The organism is Dechloromonas denitrificans (genome assembly GCF_001551835.1).
GTDB lineage: Bacteria > Pseudomonadota > Gammaproteobacteria > Burkholderiales > Rhodocyclaceae > Azonexus > Azonexus denitrificans.
Map to the genome: position 1 here is coordinate 30,244 of NZ_LODL01000040.1, position 24,437 is coordinate 54,680.

Annotated in this window: 25 protein-coding genes; 15 read left to right on the forward strand and 10 right to left on the reverse strand. The window is 63.2% G+C overall.

Annotation, left to right across the window (positions count from 1 at the left end):
• The first annotated feature begins 1 nt into the window (after position 1).
• The 7 genes from aat to AT959_RS18970 all read left to right on the forward strand — a co-directional run bounded on the left by aat (position 2) and on the right by AT959_RS18970 (position 5,972).
• Entirely contained in the window at positions 2 to 706 is a 705-nt protein-coding gene (gene aat / locus AT959_RS18940) for a leucyl/phenylalanyl-tRNA--protein transferase (RefSeq protein ID WP_066886853.1), read from the forward strand.
• 3 nt (positions 707 to 709) lie between these two features.
• Positions 710 to 1,465: an arginyltransferase gene (locus AT959_RS18945; RefSeq protein WP_066886855.1), complete on the forward strand. Its 756-nt coding sequence runs from the start codon at positions 710 to 712 to the stop codon at positions 1,463 to 1,465.
• On the forward strand, positions 1,462 to 2,148 hold the full coding sequence (locus AT959_RS18950) for a YbaY family lipoprotein (RefSeq protein ID WP_066886857.1): 687 nt from the start codon (positions 1,462 to 1,464) through the stop codon (positions 2,146 to 2,148). Before AT959_RS18945 ends, AT959_RS18950 begins: the two co-directional genes overlap by 4 nt.
• Positions 2,132 to 2,536, forward strand: coding sequence for a hypothetical protein (locus AT959_RS18955; protein ID WP_066887497.1), 405 nt, complete (start codon positions 2,132 to 2,134; stop codon positions 2,534 to 2,536). The genes AT959_RS18950 and AT959_RS18955 overlap by 17 nt, the downstream gene beginning before the upstream one ends.
• Positions 2,533 to 3,501, forward strand: a complete 969-nt coding sequence (locus tag AT959_RS18960) for a CapA family protein (protein WP_066886860.1) — start codon at positions 2,533 to 2,535, stop codon at positions 3,499 to 3,501. The genes AT959_RS18955 and AT959_RS18960 overlap by 4 nt, the downstream gene beginning before the upstream one ends.
• A 13-nt stretch (positions 3,502 to 3,514) precedes the next feature.
• Positions 3,515 to 3,967 carry a MaoC family dehydratase gene (locus tag AT959_RS18965; RefSeq protein WP_066886862.1) on the forward strand — a complete coding sequence of 151 codons (453 nt, stop codon included), beginning with the start codon at positions 3,515 to 3,517 and terminating at the stop codon, positions 3,965 to 3,967.
• Positions 3,968 to 4,106: 139 nt separating this feature from the next.
• Positions 4,107 to 5,972, forward strand: coding sequence for a potassium transporter Kup (locus tag AT959_RS18970; protein ID WP_066886871.1), 1,866 nt, complete (start codon positions 4,107 to 4,109; stop codon positions 5,970 to 5,972).
• A gap of 105 nt (positions 5,973 to 6,077) precedes the next feature.
• Here AT959_RS18970 and AT959_RS18975 read toward each other — a convergent pair whose 3' ends face one another.
• Genes AT959_RS18975 through AT959_RS18990 form a run of 4 tightly spaced genes read right to left on the reverse strand, consistent with a single transcriptional unit; the run spans position 6,078 to position 10,196 of the window.
• Positions 6,078 to 7,133 carry an alpha/beta hydrolase gene (locus AT959_RS18975; RefSeq protein ID WP_066886874.1) on the reverse strand — a complete coding sequence of 352 codons (1,056 nt, stop codon included), beginning with the start codon at positions 7,131 to 7,133 and terminating at the stop codon, positions 6,078 to 6,080.
• Between the two features lie 53 nt (positions 7,134 to 7,186).
• Positions 7,187 to 8,269, reverse strand: a complete 1,083-nt coding sequence (locus tag AT959_RS18980; protein ID WP_066886875.1) for an alpha/beta hydrolase — start codon at positions 8,267 to 8,269, stop codon at positions 7,187 to 7,189.
• 27 nt (positions 8,270 to 8,296) lie between these two features.
• Entirely contained in the window at positions 8,297 to 9,151 is an 855-nt protein-coding gene (locus tag AT959_RS21930; RefSeq protein WP_066886884.1) for a (R)-mandelonitrile lyase, read from the reverse strand.
• Between the two features lie 49 nt (positions 9,152 to 9,200).
• Complete coding sequence (locus AT959_RS18990) at positions 9,201 to 10,196, reverse strand: aldo/keto reductase (RefSeq protein WP_066886887.1); 996 nt, start codon at positions 10,194 to 10,196, stop codon at positions 9,201 to 9,203.
• Positions 10,197 to 10,338: 142 nt separating this feature from the next.
• Between AT959_RS18990 and AT959_RS18995 the strand changes: the two genes are divergently transcribed.
• Positions 10,339 to 11,232 carry a LysR family transcriptional regulator gene (locus AT959_RS18995; protein WP_066886891.1) on the forward strand — a complete coding sequence of 298 codons (894 nt, stop codon included), beginning with the start codon at positions 10,339 to 10,341 and terminating at the stop codon, positions 11,230 to 11,232.
• A 147-nt stretch (positions 11,233 to 11,379) separates the two neighbouring features.
• Here the strand turns inward: AT959_RS18995 and AT959_RS19000 are convergent, their stop codons facing one another.
• The 6 genes from AT959_RS19000 to AT959_RS19025 form a co-directional block, all read right to left on the reverse strand.
• Positions 11,380 to 12,600, reverse strand: a complete 1,221-nt coding sequence (locus tag AT959_RS19000) for an ABC transporter permease (RefSeq protein ID WP_066886894.1) — start codon at positions 12,598 to 12,600, stop codon at positions 11,380 to 11,382.
• Between the two features lie 79 nt (positions 12,601 to 12,679).
• The gene (locus tag AT959_RS19005) at positions 12,680 to 13,378 is read right to left on the reverse strand and encodes an ABC transporter ATP-binding protein (RefSeq protein WP_066886897.1); all 699 of its coding nucleotides are present in this window, start codon (positions 13,376 to 13,378) and stop codon (positions 12,680 to 12,682) included.
• Positions 13,378 to 14,601 (reverse strand): efflux RND transporter periplasmic adaptor subunit, encoded by a 1,224-nt coding sequence (locus AT959_RS19010; protein WP_066886899.1) that lies wholly within the window; start codon positions 14,599 to 14,601, stop codon positions 13,378 to 13,380. The genes AT959_RS19005 and AT959_RS19010 overlap by 1 nt, the downstream gene beginning before the upstream one ends.
• On the reverse strand, positions 14,598 to 15,944 hold the full coding sequence (locus AT959_RS19015; protein ID WP_066886905.1) for a TolC family protein: 1,347 nt from the start codon (positions 15,942 to 15,944) through the stop codon (positions 14,598 to 14,600). The genes AT959_RS19010 and AT959_RS19015 overlap by 4 nt, the downstream gene beginning before the upstream one ends.
• Before the next feature lie 118 nt (positions 15,945 to 16,062).
• The gene (locus AT959_RS19020) at positions 16,063 to 17,202 is read right to left on the reverse strand and encodes an ABC transporter substrate-binding protein (RefSeq protein ID WP_066886909.1); all 1,140 of its coding nucleotides are present in this window, start codon (positions 17,200 to 17,202) and stop codon (positions 16,063 to 16,065) included.
• A 186-nt stretch (positions 17,203 to 17,388) separates the two neighbouring features.
• The gene (locus AT959_RS19025) at positions 17,389 to 17,886 is read right to left on the reverse strand and encodes an ankyrin repeat domain-containing protein (protein ID WP_066886913.1); all 498 of its coding nucleotides are present in this window, start codon (positions 17,884 to 17,886) and stop codon (positions 17,389 to 17,391) included.
• A gap of 126 nt (positions 17,887 to 18,012) precedes the next feature.
• Between AT959_RS19025 and AT959_RS19030 the strand changes: the two genes are divergently transcribed.
• From AT959_RS19030 to AT959_RS19060, 7 genes are all read left to right on the forward strand, one after another.
• Positions 18,013 to 19,056, forward strand: a complete 1,044-nt coding sequence (locus AT959_RS19030; RefSeq protein WP_066886916.1) for a quinone-dependent dihydroorotate dehydrogenase — start codon at positions 18,013 to 18,015, stop codon at positions 19,054 to 19,056.
• A 72-nt stretch (positions 19,057 to 19,128) separates the two neighbouring features.
• Positions 19,129 to 19,713 (forward strand): electron transport complex subunit RsxA, encoded by a 585-nt coding sequence (gene rsxA / locus AT959_RS19035; protein WP_066886919.1) that lies wholly within the window; start codon positions 19,129 to 19,131, stop codon positions 19,711 to 19,713.
• Positions 19,713 to 20,276 (forward strand): electron transport complex subunit RsxB, encoded by a 564-nt coding sequence (rsxB, locus tag AT959_RS19040; protein WP_420806649.1) that lies wholly within the window; start codon positions 19,713 to 19,715, stop codon positions 20,274 to 20,276. The genes rsxA and rsxB overlap by 1 nt, the downstream gene beginning before the upstream one ends.
• Positions 20,276 to 22,054, forward strand: coding sequence for an electron transport complex subunit RsxC (gene rsxC / locus AT959_RS19045; protein ID WP_066886921.1), 1,779 nt, complete (start codon positions 20,276 to 20,278; stop codon positions 22,052 to 22,054). The genes rsxB and rsxC overlap by 1 nt, the downstream gene beginning before the upstream one ends.
• Complete coding sequence (locus AT959_RS19050) at positions 22,054 to 23,070, forward strand: RnfABCDGE type electron transport complex subunit D (RefSeq protein ID WP_066886924.1); 1,017 nt, start codon at positions 22,054 to 22,056, stop codon at positions 23,068 to 23,070. The genes rsxC and AT959_RS19050 overlap by 1 nt, the downstream gene beginning before the upstream one ends.
• Positions 23,067 to 23,744, forward strand: coding sequence for an electron transport complex subunit RsxG (rsxG, locus tag AT959_RS19055; RefSeq protein ID WP_066886934.1), 678 nt, complete (start codon positions 23,067 to 23,069; stop codon positions 23,742 to 23,744). Before AT959_RS19050 ends, rsxG begins: the two co-directional genes overlap by 4 nt.
• Positions 23,741 to 24,430 (forward strand): electron transport complex subunit E, encoded by a 690-nt coding sequence (locus AT959_RS19060; RefSeq protein ID WP_066886941.1) that lies wholly within the window; start codon positions 23,741 to 23,743, stop codon positions 24,428 to 24,430. The genes rsxG and AT959_RS19060 overlap by 4 nt, the downstream gene beginning before the upstream one ends.
• Positions 24,431 to 24,437 lie beyond the last annotated feature (7 nt).

A 24,437-nucleotide genomic window follows, 5' to 3' on the forward strand; every position in this document is an offset into this window, starting at 1 on the left:
CATGATTCCCTTCCTCGGTCCGCTCGACCTTTTCCCGCCGGTCGATGCTGCCCGCCGGGACATGGGCGGCCTGCTCGCCGTCGGCGGCAATCTGGCGCCGGACCGTCTGCTCGACGCCTACCGGCAGGGCATCTTTCCGTGGGGCACGGTCGAGGGTCATCCGCTGTGGTACAGCCCGGACCCGCGCATGGTGCTCTTTCCCGACGAGTTCCGGCTGACCCGCTCGCTGCGCAAGACGCTGCGCAGCGGCCGTTTCGAAGTCCGTTTCGACAGCAATTTCGCCGGCGTCATCGGCGCCTGTGCCGCGACGCCGCGCCCCGGCCAGGATGGCACCTGGATTTCGCCGGAGATGATGAACGCCTACTGCCGACTGCATGAACTTGGCTGGGCACATTCGGTCGAAACCTATGACGAAGGTGATCTGATCGGCGGTCTATATGGCTTGGCCATCGGTCGCATGTTCTATGGAGAGTCGATGTTCTCTCGCCGGAGCGACGCCTCGAAGGTCGCCTTCGCTCACCTCATCCGTCACCTTGTGGCTCACCAGTTCGGCATGATCGACTGCCAGATGCGCACCGAACACCTCGCCTCGCTCGGCGGCCGGGAAATTCCCCGGGCCGCATTTCTTGACCGTCTGCAGGCCTTGACCGGCAGCGGCTGCGAGCGCACGAACTGGGCGACCGCCCCTGCCGTTTTCGACTGGTAAGCCATGGCCCAGCCCGACGACGCCGCCCTGCCCTTCTCGCTGCTCCAGTTCTATGCGACCTCGCCTTACCCGTGCAGTTACCTGCCGGAACGCCAGGCCCGCTCGCAGGTGGCGACGCCGGCCCACCTGATCGACGGCGAAATCTACAGTTCGCTGGTCCGTGCCGGCTTCCGGCGCAGCGGCATTTTCACCTACCGGCCGCATTGCGACGGTTGCCAGGCCTGCACGCCGGTCCGCCTGCCGGTCGCCGACTTCCAGCCCAACCGCAGCCAGCGCCGCGCCCTGAAAAAACACTGCCACCTGGTCGCCCGCGAACGGCCGCTAATATTCTGCGACGAGCATTACGCCCTCTACGCCCGCTACCAGAACACGCGCCACGCCGGCGGCGGCATGGACGAGGACAGCCACGAGCAGTACGCCCAGTTCCTGCTGCAGAGCCGAGTCGATACCCGGCTGATCGAGTTTTCCGAAAACGACGTGGTGCGCATGGTCAGCCTGATCGACGTTCTCGACGACGGCCTGTCCTCGGTGTACACCTTCTACGACCCCGACATTCACGGCGCCAGCTTCGGCGCCTACAACATCCTCTGGCAAATGGCCCAGTGCCAGGCCAACGGTTTGCCCTACCTCTATCTCGGCTACTGGATTGCCGAGAGCCGCAAAATGGCCTACAAAGCCAACTTCCGCCCGCTCGAGGGCCTCATCGACGGCCGCTGGCAAGCCCTGCCAGCCAGTGCCCCCGACCTGGACAACGCATGAAACTGCACCACCTTCCGCTCCTCCTCTTGCCGCTGACCGCCCTGGCCGACAGCGAACGCCAGCCTTACGCCTGCGACAACGGCAGCCGCATCGAGATTTCATTTTCGGCCGCCAGCGACGGTCGACCGCAGGCCACGCTGCATTTCGCCGACGAAGCGATCACCCTGCCGCAAGTGCCGGCCGCCTCCGGCGCGCTCTATCGCAACGACACGCTGCGCCTGCACACCAAGGATGATGAAGCCCTGTTCGAAGACGGCAAGGGCAATGCCCGGCGCTGCCTGCGCGGCGCGACGCCCCCGGCCAGCCCGGTCGCCGCCCAGCCGGCAGCGGCCAGCAGTTTCATCGACCTCGCCGGCCAGGTCAGCTACCGCGTCCGGATGGCCTTGCCGCCGGAAGCCGTGCTGATCATCCGCATTCAGGACACCGCCCGGGCCGGCGCCCCGGCCCGCGTGCTGGCCGAACAGCGCATCGGGCTGGCCGGCCAGCAGGTACCGATCGCCTTCCAGGCCACCATCGACCGCGACCTGATCGGCAAGAAGGCCCGCGTCACCGTCGCCGCCCGCATCGAAAACAAGGGCAAGCTGCTCTTCATCAACGACAAGAGCTACCCGGCCCTCGCCAACGGCCAGCCGCTACCGCTCGATATCCAGCTGAAACAGGTTGCCGGTGGCAAGGCGGGCTAGGCTTGGCCTCGGCCTGGCCGGCGCGCTGCTGCTCGCTGCCGGCGCCCGGGCCGAGAGCGTCGCCTGCCATGTCACCTATGGCGGTGCGACCCAGGTCATCGAGGCCCGCCCGGTCGATTCGCCCTACGGCGTCGCAACGACCAGCATCGGCTCCTTCTTTCTGTTCCGCATCGTCTTCCGCCGCGAACCGGCCGAACTGGCCGGCATCAAGCTCTATGCCTATGCCGACCGCGACAGCGGGCCGACCCTGCTCCATCAGGCGAGCTACGCCTACCCGGCGAGCAATGCCGCGGTCGACGGCTTCAGCGGCCGGCAGGCCGTTTATGAACCGCTGCGCGACGGCGAACTGCAATACTGGTGCGAACTGAAAATGGCGGCCGGAAAATGAGCCGAAAACACGGGTTGACCGCAGGACTGCTGCTTTTGCTGGCCGGGCCGCTGCTCGCCGAGCCGGTGACGCTGATTTTCGCCGGCGACATCATGCTCGACGACGGCCCCGGCCGCCTGATCGGCCAGGGCGGCGACCCGCTGCTGCCCTTCTCGGCCATTCTGAAGGAAGCCGATTACCGGATCGCCAATCTCGAATGCCCGATTGCCGAAGGCGGCAGCCAGTTCGACAACAAAATCTACAGCTTCCGCGCCAAGCCGCGCGTCCTGCCCGTGCTGCAGGGCCGCTTCGACGCCGTGTCGCTGGCCAACAACCATTCCGGCGACTACGGCCAAAGCGCCTTCCTGGAAACCCTGCACTACCTCGACAATGCCGGCATCGCCCGCTTCGGCGGCGGCCGCAACCTGGCCGAAGCGCACCAGCCGCTGTGGATCAACCGCAAGGGCCTGAAAATCGCCGTCCTCGGCTACAACGAGTTCAAGCCGCGCAGCTTCGAGGCCGGCGCCGAATGGCCGGGCATCGCCTGGAGCGAGGACGACCAGGTGATCAGCGACATCCGCGCCGCCAAAACAGCCGGCGCCGACCTGATCATTCCCTTCATGCACTGGGGCTGGGAGAAGGAAACCCAGCCCAGCGAACGGCAGCAAACCCTGGCCCGCCGGATGATCGACGAAGGCGCCGCCCTCGTCGTCGGCGGCCACCCGCACGTGACGCAGGGGGCCGAGGTCTACAAGGGCAAGCCGATCATCTACAGCCTGGGCAATTTCGTCTTCGACGGTTTCGACTACGACAACGCCAAACGCGGCTGGCTGCTCCGCCTCAAACTCGACCACTCCGGCGTCCTTTTCTGGGAAACGCTGGCCGCGCAGATGGACGACGACGGCACGCCCCACCCGGTTTCCGGCAGCTTCACGCCCTGCGGCCGGGGTGGCGACACACTGATTTCGGAATGCATGAACCCCTGAACCAGGAGCAAACATGGACAGCCGCTACCTCGACGATCTCACCCCCGGCCAGCGTTTCACCTCGCCCGGCCTGACGCTGACTGAAGCCGAAATCATCGACTTCGCCTGGCGCTACGATCCGCAGCCCTTTCACCTCGACGCCAATGCCGCCGCCGAATCGCCCTACGGTGGGCTGATCGCCAGCGGTTTCCAAAGCCTGGCCATCTGCTTCCGGCTGTTCATCCAGTCCGGCCTGCTCGCCGACTCCAGCCTGGGCTCGCCGGGCATCGACGAACTGCGCTGGCTGGCCCCGGTCCGGCCGGGCGATACGCTGCACAGCGAGATCGAGGTGCTCGAGGCACGGCCCTCGAAGTCGAAGCCGGACCGCGGCATCGCCCGCCTCAGGTATCACGCGGTCAACCAGCGCGGCGAGGTGGTTTTGAGCTTTATCGTCAACCATTTGCTGCGGCGCAACACCCAGCCCTGACTTCGCTTCCCCATCCCGGCTTCCGCCCCCCCGGCAGCCGGGCGAAGTGCTAAATTGCGCGCCTCGCCCCCGGCTTCGTGCCTCGGCGAAAAAACACATATAGCACCGCAGGTGCACCAGGGAATACTCAGGGGAAATCATGCAGTCGGACGCGCACAAAAACCTGCCGGCAATCACCATTGCCGCCATCGGTGTCGTTTTCGGGGACATCGGCACCAGCCCGCTGTACGCCTTGAAGGAAATCTTCAATGGCCACCACCCGATCCCGGTCACCCCCGAGAACATCCTCGGCATCCTGTCGATGGTCGTCTGGTCGATCGTCGCGCTGGTCTCGGTCAAGTACGTCGCCATCATCATGCGCGCCGACAACCGCGGCGAAGGCGGCTCGCTGGCCTTGCTGGCGCTGGTCACCGAGCGCGCCAAGAACCCCCGCATGTCGTGGATCATCACCCTGCTCGGCATCTTCGCCGCCGCACTGTTCTACGGCGACAGCATGATCACGCCGGCCATCTCGGTACTGTCGGCCGTCGAGGGGCTGGAGATCATCACCCCGACGCTGAAGCCTTACGTCATCCCGATCACGCTGCTCATCATCACCGGCCTCTTCTTCATCCAGAAACGCGGCACCGGCACCGTCGGCCTCTTCTTTGGCCCGGTCATGGTCGCCTGGTTCGGCATCCTCGGCATCCTCGGCGCCCTTGAAATCATGCACAACCCGGGCGTACTGATGGCCCTGCTGCCCAGCTATGCCTTCCACTTCATCGTGAGCCACCCCGGGCTGGCCTTCCTCGCCCTCGGCTCGGTGGTACTCGCCGTCACCGGTGGCGAAGCGCTGTACACCGACATGGGCCATTTCGGCCGGTTCCCGATTCGCCTCGCCTGGTTCGGTTTCGTCATGCCGGCGCTGGTTCTCAACTACTTCGGCCAGGGCGCGCTGCTGCTCGCCGAACCGGAAGCCATCGCCAGCCCCTTCTTCCACCTCGCCCCGGACTGGGCCCTGGTGCCGATGGTCGGCCTGGCCACGCTGGCCACGGTGATCGCCTCGCAGGCGGTCATCTCCGGCGCCTTTTCGGTAGCCCGCCAGTCGATCCAGATGGGCCTGCTGCCACGCATGCAGATCATTCACACCTCGGGCAAGGAAGAAGGCCAGATCTACGTGCCCTTCACCAACTGGACGCTCTACCTGGCGGTCGTCGCACTGGTCATCGGCTTCAAGAATTCCTCCAACCTGGCCGCCGCCTACGGCATCGCCGTCACCGGCACCATGCTGATCGACACCATCCTGGTCGCCTTCGTCATGGTGCTGCTCTGGCGCTGGAACCTGCTCACCGTCGCGCTGGTTGCCGGGGTCATGCTGGTCATCGACATTGCCTTCTTCGCGGCCAATGCGATCAAGATTCCCGAGGGCGGCTGGTTCCCCATTGCCATGGCCCTGGTGTCCTTCACCGTGCTGACCACCTGGCGGCGCGGCCGGCGCCTGGTCGCCGACGAGATGGCCAAGCAGAGCATCCCGATGGACGATTTCCTGCAGTCGATCGACGATGTGCACCGCATCAACGGCACCGCAATCTTCATGACCAGCGCCAAGGAAGGCGTGCCCCCCGCCCTGCTCCACAACCTCAAGCACAACCAGGTGCTGCATGAACGGGTCGTGCTGGTCACCGTCCAGACCATGCCGACGCCGCACGTCAACGACATGGACCGCATCTACCTGCACCCGATGCGGCAAGGCTTCCAGCGCCTGATCATCCGCTACGGCTTCATGGAAAGCCCGGACGTGCCGGGCGCGCTGGAGCAATGCAAGCGTTTCGGCGAACGTTTCGACATGATGGAAACAACCTTCTATCTGTCGCGCGAAACCATTGTGCCGTCGCTGGCGCGCAAATTCAGCCCCCTGCGCGGCCGCCTGTTTGCCGTGATGTCGAAGAACGCAACCAGCGCCAGCGACTTCTTCCATATCCCGACCAACCGGGTGGTCGAACTGGGCACCCAACTGGTGATCTGAAACCGCGTTTCAGCGCAAACAAAGAAGCCGGGGCATTTCCCGGCTTTTTTTGTGGTCGACCGCAGGAGGGCTCAAAAGGGTGGTTATTTGCTCAACAGAGTTGCCTTAAAGTGATTTTCCGTAGAACTGAGTCAGTTTTTCCATGGCTTGATTCACATAGTGCGGCTTCCAATAGGTTTCAATGTGGGTCGCACCGTCAATCAAAAACAGTTCCTTGTCTTTGGCATTGACCGCATCCTTGAAAGCGCTCTGCGTCATGTACAGGGAATCGGCTTTGCTGCCAGCGATCATCAACAAGGGCTGGTCAATCAAGTCCATGTTGCTGGCCGCGTCGAAGTTCATCAATTCGAGCAGGCTGCTCATCGTGTACCGGAAGGTCGAATTCGGATGAGCATGCGTCTTCCAGTAGTACTCGAAGCCCTGGCGATATAGGTCGAACGGCAACTTGGCAATCTGCTCATCAGTCAGCATGGTGTCGGCAGCATAGATGATCTTGCCGCCTGCAGCTTCCTGGGCACGAGCTTCAGAGGCCTGTTTCAGGCGTTCCTGTATCGTGCCCAACTGGGAATCCCTGTAACCGTTGCGCCGCACGAGACCGGAATTGAACATGCTCAAGGTGGCAATGGATTTGAAACGCTTGTCGGTTTGGGCGGCCTTCAGTGAATAGCCGCCACCACCGCAGAGACCGAGCAAGCCAAGGCGAGCGGCATCGACGCCGGCGTATTGGCTGATGAAGTCGGCCATGCCGTGAATGTCTTCAATGCGATGGGATGGCTTGTCCACATTGCGCGGCATGCCGCCGCTCGCGCCTTGATACGCCGCATCCGCTGCAATGGTGATATAGCCTTGCTCGGCCAGACGCTGGGCGTACAAACCAGCGACTTGTTCCTTGACGCCACCATTGGGGTGGGCAACCACAACCGTCGGATATTTTTGGCTAGAGTCATAGTTCGCCGGGGTGTAAACGTTGGCAGATATATCAATGCCGTTCAGTTTATAAGTCACAGGATGGATGTTGACTTTGCCTTTGACGTTTTCGGCAATCGCGCCCGCGTAGGTCAGCGTGAATGGATTTTGTTTGTAGTCTGCGGCCACCGAAACTCCTGATAAAACGCCGATACTTGCGCTTACGACCGCTGCTTTAATTAAGCCGGATTTCATGTTTGTAACTCCTGAAGAGTTGAATTCGTTTCAGTTGAAAGCTGGGCTTTAAATCAGTCCAGATGCTTTTCGGCAAGAAATTGCGACATCAGGTCGGCAATCTGGAGATTGTTGAGGTCGGAAAACGGAAAGTGCGTGTTACCGCGGATACCGATCTCCGGCAGGAGAACGAGCTTTGCATCACCGCCATGGCGATTGATCGCATCAACCCATTGTTTGGCCATGGCCAAGCGTACGCGCCAGCCATCCTGACCGGGATTGGGGACGGGTTCGTTGAGGATGAAATCGCCGTAATAGATAACGATGGGGATTCGGGTCAGCTTCATGAACTCAGCCAGCGGAATCCCGACCCCTTCCAGCGGGCCGGCGGCACTGGGCATCACTGGCGGCACCTCGCCTTCCGGAAAGACAAAGCCGCTCCCCGGTTCGTAGGCGACGATGGCGCGGATGCGCGGGTTCTTCATCGCGGCCAGCCAGCCCATACCGCCACTGTGCGAATGGGTCACCAGGATGCCGGCGCCGATCTTGCCGAACAAGGCAGAGACGGCATTACTGGTCAGATTGGTGTCGATTGGGCCGGTGTCTGGCGTCATCGCCCGGAAATACTGATCCAGAGCCTCCGGCGAGCGGGAGAACTGCACGCCAGGAAAATAGTTCGGCCAGATACCGACACGGAAGGTTTCGAACCAGCGCTGGTCATCCGGCGTGGCGCTGATCGTTGTGGCGACACTGCTGCGCCCCGCAGAAGCGCGACGGGGCTGATCGAGCAAATAGGTCGCGAAGCCACGACGCAGAAAGATGTTCTGGTAGCCCTCTCGCCCATCCGGCGTCGATTCCCAGGTCTTGGTGGACTGGCCGAAGCCATGCCACATCACCAGCGGCAATTTGCGGGCCTTGACCGGGACTTGATAAAACACGCGGGCATGGTCACCGTGGAGCGTCTGGCCACCGGAACTCAGATTGAGCGAATCGTAGTTGCCGGGGCTCTGAACTACCGTCCCCCCCACGGCGAAGCTGCCTTGTTCCTGGATCACCAGCGGTGCGACAGGCTTTTGCGGAGCGGCCACCGATAGTCCAGCCGCAAACAGCATGCAGCCAGCCAAGGCGAGCAGGTTCTTTCGCAAAGTTGAAGTCATGATCGAAAACTCCTTCGGTTAAATGGCTTACTTGGCCGGCAGCACTTCTTTGGCGACCGAAACTGCCGAGACCGCACTGGGCCAACCTGAATAAAAGGCCAAATGAGTAATCGCTTCGGCAAGCTCTTCATGTGTCAGGCCGTTCTTGGTCGCCAGGGCGAGATGCGAGCGGAGCTGATCAGGGCGATTCAGTGCAATCAGCGCACTGACCGTTACCAGGCTTCTGTCCCGTTGCGACAGCCCGGGACGCTCCCAGATCTCGGCATACAGCACGTTGTCGGTCAACTCGGCCAGCTTCGGGGCGAAATCGCCCATCAGCTGCTGGGCCCGGGAAGGCTGCACGGCGGGTGCGGCCCCCTCTTTGGCTGAAGGCCTAATACGATATTGGCTGTCGGTGACCTTCTCCAGCCAGGCCACCGATTTGCCATCGACTTGCTCCTGGATGGCCAGGTGGGTCATGGCTGCCGTCGCCGACGCCCCATGCCAGTGTTTTTGGCCGGGCGGGATCGACACCACATCCCCGCGCTCGATGCGCTGAATCGGGCCATCCCAGAACTGGATCAGCCCGCTACCTTCGGTCACGACCAGCGTCTGCCCCAGGGGATGGGTATGCCAATCGGTGCGAGCCCCTGGCGCGAAGGTGACATAGGCAGCCGATGCCCTGGCCGGCGCATTCGGCGAAAAGAGCGGTACCACGCGGGCCTTGCCGGTGAAATGCTCGGACGGCGCTTCGTAAGGCGTTCGCGACGCACTCCGCAAAATAGTGGCCGAGACCGCATGCCCCGCGGCGTTGGCGGAAGCATTCAGCTCATTGCCGGCTGTTTCGGCAAAAGAGGACGAAAAGACCGGCATCAACAGCAGCAACAGGAGTGCGTGTTTCATGATGGATACCTTTCCCGGTTCGTATGTAAATGACGTTCCATGACAGCGCTCACAGTCCGGTCATGTTCAGCGCGTACTCGGGCAAGCGCGCGCCTTCCAGATGCAGTTTCGAGGCGGCCGACCCGATTTGCTGCAAGTCGTCGGCGGTCAATTCGACAGCGGCGGCCCCCAGATTCTCTTCAAGGCGATGCAGTTTCGTGGTGCCGGGAATCGGAACGATCCAGGACTTCTGCGCCAGCAACCAGGCGAGCGCAATCTGGGCGGGAGTCACTCCTTTGCTCTCGGCAACCTCCCGGATCAGGGCAACCAGCGCGACGTTGGCTTTCAGGGCTTCCGGTGAGAAACGCGGCACCTGCGACCGAAAGTCGGTGCTATCGAAACGGGTGTTCTCGTCCATCTTGCCGGTCAGGAAACCAGCCCCGAGCGGGCTGAACGGAACAAAGCCGATCCCCAGCTCTTCCAGTGTCGGCAGCAATTCGGTTTCCGGGCCTCGCCACCACAGGGAATACTCGCTTTGCACGGCACTCACCGGCTGTACTGCGTGGGCACGGCGAACCGTCTGGATACCCGGTTCGGACAAGCCGAAATGCTTCACTTTGCCTTCGGCGATCAATTCCTTTACCGCTCCGGCAACGTCCTCGATGGGCACACCAGGATCAACGCGATGCTGGTAAAACAGGTCGATGGCATCGACCTTGAGACGCTTCAGCGATGCTTCGGCGACAGCCTTGATATGCTCCGGGCGGCTGTTCACACCCCCCGAACGTTGCGCGGTTGCCGGATCGAGGTCGAAGCCGAACTTCGTGGCGATGACCACCCGTCCCCTGAAAGGTGCAAGTGCTTCACCCAGCAACTCCTCGTTCACGAATGGGCCGTAGACTTCGGCCGTATCGAAGAATGTGACGCCCAGATCAACCGCCTTGCGGATGAGCGCGATCATCTCCGTTTTGTCGCCGGCCGGACCGTAGGCAGAACTCATGGACATGCAGCCGAGGCCCAGTGTTGATACCTCAAGACCACTGTTGCCAAGCATGCGCTTCTTCATGACGAATCTCCTTTGAATGGTGAGGTGCACACTGCTATTTGAAACAGATGAGTTCCGTGTGCTGATGTTGGTCAATGTAGTTGCCGCTGATTGATTTGTTAATACGCTAAAATCAGCATGGGTTTATGCACAGGACTGATAAATGGCTGCCGGCAACTTTAGTGATCTCGTTGCGTTCATTGCAGTAGCGCGGGAGAGGAATTTCACCCGAGCAGCGGCTCAGTTAGGGATATCGCAATCGGCCCTGAGTCACACGATTCGCAGCCTGGAAGCCCGACTCGGAGTTCGTTTGCTGGCCCGCACCACGCGGAGCGTTTCGCCGACCGAAGAAGGAATCCGATTGCTGGAGAATGTTGCTCCGCGCCTTGAGGAAATCGATAACGAACTGGCGGCTTTATGCGAGCTAAGAAACAAGCCAAGTGGCCTGATACGCATCACGACTGCTGAACACGCAGCCAATACGGTGCTTTGGCCTCGTCTGCAGGGACTTTTGCAGGACTACCCCGAAATCAGAGTCGAGATAAACGTCAATTACGGGATGACCGATATCGTTGCGCAGCGCTTTCATGCCGGCGTACGCCTCGGCGATCAAGTCGAGAAAGATATGGTCGCGGTGCGGATTGGGCCTGACCTACGAGTAGCCGTTGTTGGCTCGCCGGACTATTTCGCGCGTCACCCACGACCGCAATCCCCCCAGGATCTGTCAAAACACAAGTGCATCAATCTTCGACTGCCGACCCACGATAGCTACATGGTTTGGGAATTCGAGAAAGAGGGAAGCCCATTGAAAGCCCACGTCGAGGGGCAATGGACATTCAATATAGGGTCTCACATTCTTCGGGCAGCCGTGGCTGGTTGTGGCTTGGCTTACCTGCCAGCGGACATGGCTAAGGAGGAGCTTGCCAGCGGGAAAATAATTTCAGTGTTGGAGGACTGGTGTCAGCCATACCCTGGGTACCACCTTTACTATCCAACAAGCCGGCAGTCATCACCGGCATTTAGGCTCTTGGTGGAATGCTTGCGATATCGAGTTTGAGGTGAACAGTATTGCAATGCCCGATATCAGGCGTATTGCTGTTTTCTACTGGCAAGCAGCCGAATCTTAGTCAGCCACCCACGCACGCCAAACCACCCAAATCAGCCGCCCAAAACCCAAAGGCCAGGCGGCTCGCCTGGCCTTTTCTCACTGGTAGCGCAGCGCCTCGATCGGGTCGAGCTGGGCCGCCTTGCGGGCCGGGTACCAGCCGAAGAAGATGCCGACCGTCGCCGCCACGGCGAAGGCGACCAGGGCCGCGCTGCCGGAGATGACGACGACCATGCCGGTGAAGGCGTTGATGCCGAGCGCGATGGCCAGGCCGAGCAGCAGGCCGAGCAGGCAACCGGCGAAGGAGATCATCACCGCTTCGAGCAGGAACTGGGTCAGGATGTCTTTCTGGCGGGCGCCGATGGCCATCCGGATGCCGATTTCGCGGGTCCGCTCGGTGACCGAGACGAGCATGATATTCATGATGCCGATGCCGCCAACGAGCAGCGAAATGGAGGCGATGGCGCCGAGCAGGATGGACATCGTGCGCGTCGTCTCGGCTTCGGATTCGGCGGCGGCCGACAGGTTGCGCATGAAGAAGTCGTCCGGCATCCCCTCGCGCAGGCGGTGGCGCTGACGGAGCAGGCTGGTCACGCTGTCCATGACGCGCGGCATGTTTTCGGCCGAGTCGGCCTGCACCATGATCATCCGCACAGAACCCAGGAAAGGCGTGCCGAAGACCTTGCGCTGGGCGGTGCTCAACGGAATGATCACGGTGTCGTCCTGGTCGCGGCCATCGAGGTTCTGCCCCTTGCTACCGAGCACGCCGATGACCACGAACGGGTTCTGCTGGATGCGCATCGTCTTGCCGATCGGATCGTCATCGCCGAACAGGTTTTGCGCCACCGTCTTGCCGATCAGCGCGACGCGGGTCGCCGAACGGACGTCGGAATCGCCGAAGCCGGCACCATTGACGATGTTCCAGGCCCGCGCATCGAGATACTCCGGCGTCGTGCCGATCACCTGCGAACTCCAGTTCTGCGAGCCATAGACCAGTTGCCGCGTACCCTGATGGGTCGGCGCCACGTTGGACACGCCATCCAGTTCGGCGATGGCGGCCCCGTCGGCGACGTTCAGGGTCGGCGCGCCGGCCGAGCCGCTGCGCACGCCGGCCGTGGTGAAGGAACCGGATAGGACGATGAACAGGTTCGAGCCCATGGTGCTGATCGTCTGCTGCACGGCGTACTGCGCGCCCTGACCGATCGCCATCATGATGACGACGGCGCCGACGCCGATCACCATGCCAAGCATGGTCAGCGCCGTGCGCAGGCGGTTGGCGCCCATCGCCAGCCAGGCTTCGCTGAGCATGGCCTTCAACATGGCCGGCCCTCACGGCGCTCGTTTTGGTGCCATTCCGGCGGTCGACCGTCGGAATCGGCCATTTTTCGCGACAATAAAATCATGCGGTCTGCCCCGTCAGATGGTCGCTGACGATCTGGCCGTCGAGAAACTTGACCTGCCGCTTGGCGTGCGCCGCGATATCTGGCTCGTGGGTGACCAGCACGATGGTGATACCCTCGGCGTTCAACTCGCCGAACAGGCGCATGATTTCCTCGCTGGTATGGCTGTCGAGGTTGCCGGTCGGCTCGTCGGCGAGGATCAGGCGCGGCTTGTTGACCAGCGCCCGGGCAATCGCCACCCGTTGCTGCTGGCCGCCGGAAATGCGGTTGGGCAGCGAATCGGCGTACTTGCCGAGGCCGACCTTGTCGAGCAGCTCGCACGCTGCGGCCCGCCGGCTTTCCTTGTCGGCGCCGGCATAGACCAGCGGCAGCGCGACGTTGTCCTGCAGGCTCATCCGCGGCAGCAGGTTGAAGCCCTGGAAGACGAAGCCGAGCGTCCGGTTGCGCAGGACGGCCAGCGCATCCTTTTCCATGTGCGCGACGTTTTCGCCGGCCAGGTAGTAGTCGCCGATGCTCGGCGTATCGAGGCAGCCGAGCAGGTTCATGAAGGTGGACTTGCCGGAACCCGACGGCCCCATGATGGCGATGTACTCGCCGGGGCGGACTTCCAGATCGACGCCTTTCAGCGCCGGGAACAACCCGGCGGCGGTGGCGTAGGATTTGCCCAGCCCGACGACGCGAATTACCGGTTCGGCCATCAGAACATCCGCATGCCGACGCTGGACGGCGGCTTGACGCCGTTGGTGTTTTCGCCGGTGACGATGCGCGCGCCGACCGCCAGATCGCCGCTCAGCACCTCGGTATTGCGGTTGTCGGTAATGCCGAGCTGGACGCTGACCGGCTTCAATTCGCCATCGGCCAGCACATAGACCGTGCCGCTCTGGCCGTCGCGCTTCTTGCCCTTGCCGGGACCTTTCGGGCCGCCGCCCTCGCCGGCCGGCGGCATGCCTGCGGTCGACGCCGGTTTTTGGCCATTTTCCGCCTTCTTCTCGGCCGCCTCGGCCGGCTTGAAACGCAGCGCCGCATTCGGCACCAGCAGCACATCCTCGCGCTTCTGGACGCCGATATTGACGTAGGCGGTCATGCCCGGCAGCAGCACCTGCTCGGGATTGGCGACGTTGATGCGGACATTGTAGGTGACGACGTTCTGCTGATTGGTCGGGTTCAGCCGGATCTGCTGCACCTCGCCGACGAAGTTGCGATTCGGGAAGGCATCGACGGTAAAGCGCGCCTTCTGCCCTTCGCGGATGCTGCCGATATCGGCTTCGGCGAAGCTGGTGTCGATGCGCATTTCGGAAAGATCCTGGGCGATCTTGATCAGCGTCGGCGTCTGGAAGCTGGCCGCCACCGTCTGGCCGAGATCGACGACGCGGTCGATGACGACGCCGTCGACCGGCGAGCGGATCACCGTGAAATTGAGGTTGGCCCGGTCGCGCTCGTTCTGCGCCTTGGCCAGCGCCACTTGCGCCTTGGCCGACTTCAGCGCTTGGCTGGCCTGGTCGTACTCCTGCTTCGACACGTACTCCTGGGCGAACAGCGATTTCATCCGCGCTTCGTTGGCCTGCGCCAGTTCCAGCGTCGCCTGGGCGTTGACCACGCTGGCCGCGCTCTGCCGCTCGGTGGCCGAAACCAGCGCATCGTCGAGTTCAAGCAAGGGCTGGCCGGCCTTCACCTTGTCGTTGAAATCGACATACAGCTTCCTGACGGTGCCGGAAACCTGGGTGCCGACGCTGACCAGCACCACCGGATTCAGCGTGCCGTTGGCCGAAACGGTCTGCGTCACCTCGCCTTTTTCGACGGTGGCCAGCTTGTAGCGCGTTTCCGGGTTCTGCGCCGCGCGCTGCTTGGCGTACCAGACGCCGCCGCCAACCAGGCCAGCCGCTAGCGTGACGCCAATGAGAATCTTACCTATCCGTTTCATGGTCTTCCTTCTGCTGCCCCTTGCAGCAGTGTGTAATCGAGCGCGCCGACGGCCTGGGCCAGCGTGGCGCGGAAAACATGCCAGTCGAGCGCCGCCTGGATGCGTTGCAGGCGGGCACTGGCCAGCGCGCTCTGCGCCGCCAGCAAATCGAGCACGGTGCCGACGCCGGCCTTGTAGCGACCGAGCGCTACCCGCTCCGACTGCTCGGCGCTGGCCACCAGGTCGGCCGTCGTGAGCAGGCTTTGCGTCGCCGTGGTCAGGCTTTGATAGGCCTTCCAGACATCGAGCGCCACCTGGTTCTGCAAGCGGTCGCGCTGCGCCGCCTTGACCTCGGCCTGGGCCGCCGCCGAACGGACGCGATAGGTCGTGTCGAAACCGGAGAAAATGGGCACATTCAGGGTCAGGCCGACATTGCCGCCCTGCGTCACGACACCGCCGACATCCTGCCAGGTCGGCCCGGTACCGAGCGACACGGTCGGCCGGCCCTGGGCGCGGGCGAGATCGACCGACGCCTCGGCCGCCTTCAACTGCGCTTCCGCCGCCTTGAGATCCGGCCGCCGGGCGCGCGCTTCCTCGATCAGGGCATCGACATCCTTCTGAAAACTCTGTCCCGGCGCGATGCTCGGAATCTCGGCCAGGGTAAATTTCTGCTGGGCCGGAAAACCCAGCGCATTGGCCAGCACGCCCAAGGCATTACGCGCCTCACCCTCGGCCCGAATCCGGTTCAGCGTCGCCTGCGACAGCGCCGTCTGCGCCTGCAGGCGATCGGCCGGCGTCGCCGCACCGACGCTGTAGCGGCCTTCCGCCGCCTGGAAACTCTCGCGCGCCGCCCGCTCCGCCTCGGTCACCGAAATGACGGCGGCGCGTGCCGCCTGTGCCGTGTAATAGCTTTGCAATGCCGCCAGGAAAAGCGTCTGCACCGTCGCGTTTTGCGTCGCCGCCGCGGCATCGAGCAATTGCCGGGCATTTTCGATATTGGCCGAGCGCTGGCCGGAATCGAAGACCAGCCAGGACAGCGTCAATGCGGCCGTGCTCTGGTTGTAGTTGCGTTGTTCGTTGGCGAACTGGCTGGCGCTTGCCCGGGCATCCAGACTCGGCAGCCAGGCCGCCTGCGCGACCCCGACCTGCGCCGCCTGGACGCGCGCCGCCGCCCAGACTTCGCGCGTTTGCGGATTGTTGCAGAGGGCAAGGTCGACCGCATCGATCGCCGCCAGCGGCGTCGCCGGCAGGTCGGTCGAGCATGGCGCCTCGCCAACCCGGGCCGCCAGGCGCGGCGACGGCTTAAGCGGTGCCATCGCCTCGACATCGAACGGATCATTCAGCCCGGCTGCCCAAGCGGGCATGGCCAGACAACAAAGTAAGGGGAGAAGACGGCGTGGCGAAATCGACATGGCCGGCAGTTTACCTCCCCTCGCCTTCGGCGAGATGTTAGTAATTGTTACGAGTGGGCCATCCCGCCGCTCAACGCATCAGTCGACCGCTGTTACCGACGATCGTGACCTCCACAAACCGCGAGCCGAGGCGTTCCTTGCCACTGTAGCTGACGGCAAAGCCGCCCATGTCATAAGCCCGCATGCTTTCCAGCGCCGCCTGCAATTTTTCGCGGCCGGCTTGCGGCCCGGCGCGATTCAGCGCCTCGACCATGACCCGCGCCGCGAGATAGCCTTCCAGCGTCGTATAGGTAATACCCGATTTCGGCTGCATCTCCTTCGGCAGCGCGGCAAACTCGCGCACCACGGCCGTCGTCCCGCTCCACGGGTAAGGCACGACCTGGGAAATGGCAATGCCGACCACCTCGTTGCCCAATTCGCTCTGCAAGGCCTTGTAACCGACGACCGAGAGGGCGAAGAATTGCGGCATAAGGCCGGTTTGACGCATCTGTTTGACGAAGGCGGCAGTCGGCTTATAGGTACTGACCATGACCACCGCCTGCGGGTTGGCCTTGGCAATCGCCTGCACCGCCGCGCCGACATCATTTGTCGTCTTGTCGTAACTGCCGGCACCGTGCAGTTTCAGGCCGCGCTTTTTCAAGGCCCCTTCAACCCCGGCCAGGCCGGCCTTGCCGAAGGCATCGTTCTGGTAGAAGACGGCGATGCGGTCGATGCCAAGCGTGGTCAGTTGGGCGATGATCTTCTCGGTTTCATCGCCATAGCTGGCGCGCAGCCAGAAGGTGGTCGGCGAAGCCTGCGCCCGCAGTTCGTCGGAACCGGTATAGGGGGCCAGCGACGGCACCGCCCGCTCGTTGATCAGCGGCATCAGCGCTGCGTAATTGGCACTGCCGAACATGCCGAAGAGCGCCAGCATGTTGTCGTCGGCCAGCAGTTTCTTGGCATTGTCGACCGATTTTTCGACGACATAGCCGTCGTCCAGCGTCTGCAACTCGATCTTGCGGCCATGCACGCCGCCCTTGCTGTTTACCCACTTGAAATAGGCCAGCGCACCGTCGCGATATTCGCTGCCCAGTTCGGCCAGCGGTCCGCTCAGCGGCGCCGATTGGCCGAGCAGGATCGGCGCCCCCGACAGCGCCTTGGCGGGCAGCGTCAGGCCAAGGCTGACGCAAAAAACAAGCGCCCCGAACAGGGCGCATCGCAAATCATTCATTTCCGGTCTCCTCAGCTGGCAGGATTCTTGTCGGGCGAGCAACCGGCGCTTCGCCTGTCACGCCCCGTCCTGTGGCGGATGCGCCGGCGGACTCTACCCCCGCGCCACGGCGGAGATTGTCATTACAGCGACAATTGCGACAGAAGCAGCCACTGCCTGCAGACGCTCAACCGAAGCAGCCTGAAATCAGCCCTTGTTCATCGCGGCGCGCAGCATCTCGGCTTCGAGCACCTGGGTATCGACATTGCTCAGCCGACCGACCTGGATTTCTTCGACGACCGGCACCTGCTCGGCGGTCTGTCCGGATTCGTTGACGTGACCGTCACGGAACGCGATCCACTGCGCCACCGTCACCTCGCGCTCGCTGAGGCCGGTCTGCATGCCTTCGGGCAAGGTTGCCCCCAGTTCGAGCAAAGCCCTGACCACTTCGGTCCGCCCGCCGCGCACCGCCATGCTGAGCGGCGAGGTCGGCTGCGCGTTGTCCGGCAGATTGACCTTGGCGCCCCGGCCGACCAATTCGCGAACGATATCGACATGCCCGAGAAAGCAGGCAATGCCCATCGGCAGGCCCGGCTCGCCCTGCCCGGACTCGGTCTCCAGCGTCACCCCGGACTCGAAGACGGCGCGCACATCCTGCAGCCGGCCGGAACGGATTGCCTTGAGAAGATCGAGCGGAGATGTCATGGCGCACGGGTTCGGAAGAAAGACCCTTGTATGGTACCAAGGGCATCGCGCCATGTCTTTCGAGTAAGCGCAAATCGAGCGGCAAATGACGTATTCACGGGCGCCAATGCGGTAAAATCGCGGGCTATGCTATATCCACTCATCCGCAAATTCTTCTTCGCGCTCGACGCCGAAACCGCCCACGGTATTGGCATGAGCGGTGTCTCCTTCCTCAATGCGACCGGTTTTGCCGGGCTGCTGGCCAAACCGGTGGCGCCCTGCCCGGTCGAGGTCATGGGTCTGAAGTTCCCCAACCCGGTCGGCCTCGCCGCCGGCCTGGACAAGAACGGCGACTACATCGACGGCCTGGCCCGGCTCGGTTTCGGCTTTCTTGAAATCGGCACCATCACGCCACGGCCGCAGGATGGCAACCCGAAGCCGCGCCTGTTCCGCATTCCGGAAGCGCAGGGCATCATCAACCGGATGGGTTTCAACAATGCCGGCGTCGACAAGCTGCTGGAAAACGTGCGCGCCGCGCAGTTTCCGAAAAATGGCGGCATTCTCGGCATCAATATCGGCAAGAACGCGACGACCCCGATCGACAAGGCGGCCGACGACTACCTGATCTGCCTGGAGAAGGTTTACAACGACGCCAGCTATGTCGCGGTCAACATCTCCTCGCCGAACACCAAGAATCTGCGCGAGTTGCAGAAGGACGACGCACTCGACGACCTGCTGGCGCAACTGAAGGCGAAGCAGGAACAACTGGCCGACAACTACGGCAAGTACGTGCCGATGGCGCTGAAGATCGCCCCCGACCTCGACGACGCACAGATCCTGGCGATTGCCGATGCACTGCGCCGCCACCGGATGGATGGCGTGATCGCCACCAACACCACGCTGTCGCGCGACGGCGTCGACAAGCTGCCGAACGGCAACGAAACCGGCGGCCTGTCCGGCAAGCCGGTCTTCGAGAAATCGACCGCGGTGCTCAAGAAGCTGTCTACGGCGCTGGCCGGCGAACTGCCGATCATCGGCGTCGGCGGCATCATGGGCGGCGAAGATGCGGCCGAAAAGATCCGCGCCGGGGCCAGCCTGGTGCAGTTCTACAGCGGCTTCATCTACCGCGGCCCCGATCTGGTCAGCGAAGTGGCGGAAACACTGGCTAACATGTTGAAGAAATCCGTATAAGCCCATAACCGGCGCGCGGTTGTTTGCACACCCGCGAAGCCCGATAATACGGCCTTCGAGCCTCCCCAAAATATGAGCCACTACTTATTCATCCTCGTCGGCGCGGTGCTGGTCAACAACGTCGTGCTGGTGAAGATTCTCGGTCTTTGCCCGTTCATGGGCGTTTCCAAGAAACTGGAAACCGCCTACGGCATGGGAGCCGCGACGACCTTCGTGCTGACCATGGCGACCGGCGCCAGCTACATCATCGATCATTACCTGCTGATGCCGTTCGGCCTGGAGTATCTGCGCACGCTGTCCTTCATCGTCACCATCGCCGCCATCGTCCAGCTGACCGAAATGGTCATCGCCAAGACTTCGCCGACGCTGCAGCAGACGCTGGGCATCTACCTGCCGCTGATCACCACCAACTGCGCCGTGCTCGGCGTGCCGCTGCTCAACATCGCCAACGGCTACAACTTCGTCGAGTCGCTGTTGTTCGGTGCCGGTAGCGCGGTCGGCTTCTCGCTGGTGCTGATCCTCTTTGCCGGCATTCGCGAGCGCATCGAAGGCGCCGACGTACCGGTTTATTTCCGCGGCGTGGCCATCGCCATGATTACCGCCGGCCTGATGGCGCTGGCCTTCATGGGCTTTGCCGGCCTGGACAAGTATCAGTAATGGATATCCTGCTCGCTATCGCCATCATGGCCCTCGGCGCCGTCGTCCTCGGCGCCGCCCTCGGCTTCGCCTCGATCAAGTTCAAGGTCGAGGGCGATCCGCTGGTCGAAAAGATCGAGGCCATCCTGCCGCAGACCCAGTGCGGCCAGTGCGGCTTCCCCGGCTGCAAGCCCTATGCCGAAGCCATCGCCAAGGGCGATGTCGACATCAACCTCTGCCCGCCGGGCGGTATGGAAGGCGTCGCCAAGCTGGCCGACCTGCTCGGCCGCGAGGTCAAGCCGCTCGATGCCGAGGAAAAACCGAAGCAGATCGCCATCATCGACGAAAACACCTGCATCGGCTGCACGCTGTGCATCCAGGCCTGCCCGGTCGACGCCATCGTCGGCGCCGCCAAGCAGATGCACACCATCATCACCCCGCTGTGCACCGGCTGCGAGTTGTGCCTGCCGCCCTGCCCGGTTGAATGTATCCGCATGGAAGCAATTACCGAAAACATCGACAACTGGAAATGGAAGTATCCGGTCGTCGAAATCAAGGCGGCACCGCTGCAAAAGGCTGCCTGATGCTGATGAATCTGTTCAAATTCAAGGGTGGCGTCAAGCCGCCGACCAACAAGACGCAATCCCTCGGTTTGTCGATCGCCCAGGCGCCGCTGCCCTCGAAGCTAGTCGTGCCGCTGCACCAGAGCATCGGCGGTACGCCGCGGCCGGTCGTCCAGGCCGGCGACAAGGTGCTGAAAGGCCAGCTGATCGGCGAAGCCGATGGCTGGATTTCGGCCGCTGTCCATGCGCCGACCTCGGGGACCGTGCTCGAAGTGGCGATGCATGTGCAGCCGCACCCCTCCGGCCTCGACGCCATGTGCGTCGTCATCGAGCCGGATGGCAAGGATGAATGGATTGCGCGCCAACCCGTCGATTACCAAGCGCTGACTCCCGAGCAGGTGCGCGAACGCCTGCAGCAGGCCGGTGTCGTCGGCCTGGGCGGCGCCGTTTTCCCGACCCACGGCAAGCTGACCGCTTCGAAGACGGTGCCGATGGACGAGCTGGTCATCAATGGCGCCGAGTGCGAACCCTTCATTACCTGCGACGACCTGCTGATGCGCGAACGCGCCGAGGAAGTCGTGCGCGGCATTGGCGTCTTCCGCGACCTGCTGCAGCCGAAGAAGGTGCTGATCGGCATCGAGGACAACAAGCCGGAAGCCGCCGCCGCGATGCGTGCTGCGGTCGACGCGCTGGGCGAGCCGTTTTTGGTCGTCCAGGTGCCGACGCTGTACCCGGCCGGCGGCGCCAAGCAGTTGATCCGCGTCCTGACCGGCAAGGAAGTGCCGGCCTCGAAACGCTCGACCGACCTCGGCGTCCAGTGTTTCAACGTCGCCACTGCCTACACCGCCTGGCGCGCCATCGCCCACGGCGAACCGGTCGTCTCGCGCCTGGTGACGGTGACCGGTAACGTCGGCGAACCGCGCAATTACGAAGTGCTGATCGGCACGCCGATGGGCGAACTGCTGCAATTGGCCCAGCCGCAGCCGGATACCGACGGCATCGTGATGGGCGGCCCGATGATGGGCTTTCTGGTCCCCGACGCCAAGGTGCCGGTGGTCAAGGCGACCAACTGCCTGATCGCCCACTCCGAGCGCCTGTTCCCGCCCAAGGCGCCGGAAATGCCGTGTATCCGCTGCGGCGCCTGCGCCCAGGCCTGCCCGCACGAACTGCAGCCGTTCGAGATGTACTGGTTCTCGCGCGCCAAGAATTTCGGCAAGACGCAGGAATATCACATCTTCGACTGCATCGAATGCGGCTGCTGTTCCTTCGTCTGCCCGTCGCGCATTCCGCTGGTTCAGTATTTCCGTTTCGCGAAGAGCGAAATCTGGGCCCGTGAACGCGACAAGAATGCCGCCGAGGGCGCCAAGGCTCGCTTCGAATTCAAGCAATTGCGCGATGAGCGCGAGAAGGCCGAAAAGGCCGAGAAGCTGGCCAAGGCCGCCGCTGCACAAGCCGCCAAGAAAGCCGCGGAAGCTGCTGCCGCGGCAGCAGCCGAAGCCAGCCCGACGGCGCCCGACAGCGCTGCCGCAGCAACGCAAGTCCCGGCCAGTGCGGCGACCGTCGAAGCAACAGCCACTCCTGCGGTCGACGCCGAAAAAGAGGCAAAAAAGGCCGCCATCGCCGCCGCTATGGCCCGGGCCAAGGCCCAGCGCGAAGCCGTGCAACCGAAAAACACCGAGCAACTGAGCGCCGTCCAGCAACGCGAACAGGCCGAGATCGAGGCCCGCCGCCAAGCCGCTCACCTGACCGACCCCGCCCAGGCGGAACCGGCCGCCCCGGCCAGCGAGAAAACCGACTGATGTTTGCCCCCGCCCCATTTCTACTGAAGGACGCCAGCGTCAGCCGGGTCATGACCCAGGTCTGCCTGGCCCTGGTTCCCGGCATCGCCGCCTATGCCTGGCTGGTTGGCCCGGCCATCCTGGTCCAACTGGTCATCGCCTCGCTCGCCGCGCTGCTCGCCGAAGCCGCCATGTTGCGCGTCCAAGGCAAGCCGCTCGGCATGTTCCTGGCCGATGGCTCGGCCGTCGTCACCGCCTGGCTGATCGCCCTCACCTTTCCGCCGCTTGCCCCGTGGTGGCTGGTCGTCACCGGTACGGTCTTCGCCATCGTCATCGCCAAGCAGTTGTACGGCGGACTCGGCCAGAACCCGTTCAATCCGGCGATGGTCGCCTTTGCCGTCTGCATCGTCGCCTTTCCGGCCCTGATGTCGCAGTGGCCGAGCGTCGGACTGCAACTGTCGCTGGCCGACCAGATCAACGTCATCCTCGGCCTGGCGCCTCGCGTCGATGCGCTGGCCGGCGCCACCCCGCTCGATGCGATGAAAACCGCGCTCAAGCTGGCCGACGGCAGTGTCAGCGTCACGCAATTGCTGGCCAATCAGGATATTTATGGCAACTTCGCCGGCCGCGGCTGGGAATGGGTGGCCGCCGGCTATCTGCTCGGTGGCCTCTGGATGTGGCAACGCAAGCTGATTACCTGGCATGTGCCGACCGCCTTCATCGGCGCCCTGGTCGTCGTTGCCGGCGGACTCTGGCTGTACAACCCGGCCCAATTCGCCAATCCGCTCTTCCATCTGCTCTCCGGCGGCAGCATGCTCGGCGCCTTCTTCATCGCTACCGATCCGGTTTCTGGTTGCACGACGCCACGCGGCAAGCTGATCTTCGGCGCCGGCGCCGGCCTGCTCGCCTACATCATCCGCGTCTTTGGCGGCTACCCGGATGGCGTCGCCTTCGCGGTATTGCTGATGAACCTGTGCGCCCCGGTCATTGACCTGCTGACCCAGCCGCCGATCTTCGGCATGAAGGACAAGGCATGACGACGACTGCCAAGGAACTCTCCGCACCCGGCATGGCGGCCCGTACGGCGGCCATCCTCTTTGTTTTCGTGATCATTTTCACCGGCCTGCTTTCCGCCGCCTACCTGTGGACCAAGCCGGCCATCGAAGCCTCGGCGACCGAAGAGAAGATGAAACTGGTCGACGAAGTGCTACCGCGCAGCGAGTACGACAACGCCCTGCTCGAAGACACGCTGACCCTGCCGGCGACGCCGGAACTCGGCCTGAATGAGCCGTCCACGCTGTATCGCGCCCGCCGCGGCGGCCAGCCGGCGGCGTTGATCTTCGAGTCGATCGCCCCGGATGGCTATGCCGGCAAGATCCGGCTGATCGTCGCCATTCGCGCCGACGGCCGGTTGGCCGGCGTCCGCGTCACGCAACACAAGGAAACACCGGGCCTCGGCGATTACATCGAGGTCAAGAAGGACAAGAACAAGGCCCGGCCGTGGATCACCCAGTTTGTCGACATGTCCCTGGCCACGGTCAGCGACAAGGACTGGAAAGTCAAGAAGGACGGCGGCCACCTCGACTACTACGCCGGCGCCACCGTCACCCCGCGCGCCGTCACCAAGGCTGTCTTCAAGGCCGTGCACTGGGCCGAAGCCAATCGCAACCAGCTATTCGCCGAAGCGGCCGGCAAGGGAGGCTCCCAATGATTACCCGTGACGAATTCAAGACCATCGCCGGCAACGGCATCTGGAAGCAGAACACCTCGATCGCCCAGATCCTTGGCCTTTGCCCGCTGCTGGCGGTGACCACCAATGCGGTCAACGGCATCATGCTGTCGCTCGCCACCATCCTGGTCATGGCCCTCTCCAACGTTGCCGTGGCCGCCCTGCGCAACCTGATCCCGCACGAGATCCGCATCCCGGTCTTCATCCTGATCGTCGCTGCGCTGGTCACCGTCGTCGATCTGCTCTTCAACGCCAACCTGCACGAGCTTTACCTGGTCCTCGGCATCTTCATTCCGCTGATCGTCACCAACTGCATCGTGCTCGCCCGCGTCGAGGCCTTTGCCGCCAAGAACCCGCCGCTGCAATCGACGCTCGACGGCATCTTCATGGGCGTCGGCATGCTATGGACGCTGGCCCTGCTCGGCGGCATGCGCGAACTGCTCGGTAGCGGTACGCTGTTCGGCGGCATCGACATGGTTTTCCCCAGCCTGCAGCCGATCCAGCTACTGCCGGAAAGCTACCCCGGCTTCCTGCTCGCCTTGTTGCCGCCCGGCGCCTTCATCCTGCTCGGCTGCATGATTGCCTGGAAAAACTGGATGGATGCCCGGGCCGCCGCCCGCGCCCAGACCAAGCCGCCGACCCCGGTCGCCACCGCCGGCTGCCACTGACGACGCA

Coding starts and splice junctions, on each gene's coding strand:
- AT959_RS18975 (WP_066886874.1), bottom strand. CDS start 7,133: ATGAAATCCGGCTTAATTAAAGCAGCGGTCGTAAGCGCAAGTATCGGC.
- AT959_RS21930 (WP_066886884.1), bottom strand. CDS start 9,151: ATGAAACACGCACTCCTGTTGCTGCTGTTGATGCCGGTCTTTTCGTCC.
- rsxA (WP_066886919.1), top strand. CDS start 19,129: ATGAGCCACTACTTATTCATCCTCGTCGGCGCGGTGCTGGTCAACAAC.
- rsxB (WP_420806649.1), top strand. CDS start 19,713: ATGGATATCCTGCTCGCTATCGCCATCATGGCCCTCGGCGCCGTCGTC.
- AT959_RS18945 (WP_066886855.1), top strand. CDS start 710: ATGGCCCAGCCCGACGACGCCGCCCTGCCCTTCTCGCTGCTCCAGTTC.
- rsxC (WP_066886921.1), top strand. CDS start 20,276: ATGCTGATGAATCTGTTCAAATTCAAGGGTGGCGTCAAGCCGCCGACC.
- AT959_RS19020 (WP_066886909.1), bottom strand. CDS start 17,202: ATGAATGATTTGCGATGCGCCCTGTTCGGGGCGCTTGTTTTTTGCGTC.
- AT959_RS19060 (WP_066886941.1), top strand. CDS start 23,741: ATGATTACCCGTGACGAATTCAAGACCATCGCCGGCAACGGCATCTGG.
- AT959_RS18995 (WP_066886891.1), top strand. CDS start 10,339: ATGGCTGCCGGCAACTTTAGTGATCTCGTTGCGTTCATTGCAGTAGCG.
- AT959_RS18960 (WP_066886860.1), top strand. CDS start 2,533: ATGAGCCGAAAACACGGGTTGACCGCAGGACTGCTGCTTTTGCTGGCC.
- AT959_RS18950 (WP_066886857.1), top strand. CDS start 1,462: ATGAAACTGCACCACCTTCCGCTCCTCCTCTTGCCGCTGACCGCCCTG.
- AT959_RS19030 (WP_066886916.1), top strand. CDS start 18,013: ATGCTATATCCACTCATCCGCAAATTCTTCTTCGCGCTCGACGCCGAA.
- AT959_RS18980 (WP_066886875.1), bottom strand. CDS start 8,269: ATGACTTCAACTTTGCGAAAGAACCTGCTCGCCTTGGCTGGCTGCATG.
- AT959_RS19000 (WP_066886894.1), bottom strand. CDS start 12,600: ATGTTGAAGGCCATGCTCAGCGAAGCCTGGCTGGCGATGGGCGCCAAC.
- rsxG (WP_066886934.1), top strand. CDS start 23,067: ATGACGACGACTGCCAAGGAACTCTCCGCACCCGGCATGGCGGCCCGT.
- AT959_RS19050 (WP_066886924.1), top strand. CDS start 22,054: ATGTTTGCCCCCGCCCCATTTCTACTGAAGGACGCCAGCGTCAGCCGG.
- AT959_RS19005 (WP_066886897.1), bottom strand. CDS start 13,378: ATGGCCGAACCGGTAATTCGCGTCGTCGGGCTGGGCAAATCCTACGCC.
- AT959_RS18965 (WP_066886862.1), top strand. CDS start 3,515: ATGGACAGCCGCTACCTCGACGATCTCACCCCCGGCCAGCGTTTCACC.
- aat (WP_066886853.1), top strand. CDS start 2: ATGATTCCCTTCCTCGGTCCGCTCGACCTTTTCCCGCCGGTCGATGCT.
- AT959_RS18970 (WP_066886871.1), top strand. CDS start 4,107: ATGCAGTCGGACGCGCACAAAAACCTGCCGGCAATCACCATTGCCGCC.
- AT959_RS18990 (WP_066886887.1), bottom strand. CDS start 10,196: ATGAAGAAGCGCATGCTTGGCAACAGTGGTCTTGAGGTATCAACACTG.
- AT959_RS19015 (WP_066886905.1), bottom strand. CDS start 15,944: ATGCCCGCTTGGGCAGCCGGGCTGAATGATCCGTTCGATGTCGAGGCG.
- AT959_RS19010 (WP_066886899.1), bottom strand. CDS start 14,601: ATGAAACGGATAGGTAAGATTCTCATTGGCGTCACGCTAGCGGCTGGC.
- AT959_RS19025 (WP_066886913.1), bottom strand. CDS start 17,886: ATGACATCTCCGCTCGATCTTCTCAAGGCAATCCGTTCCGGCCGGCTG.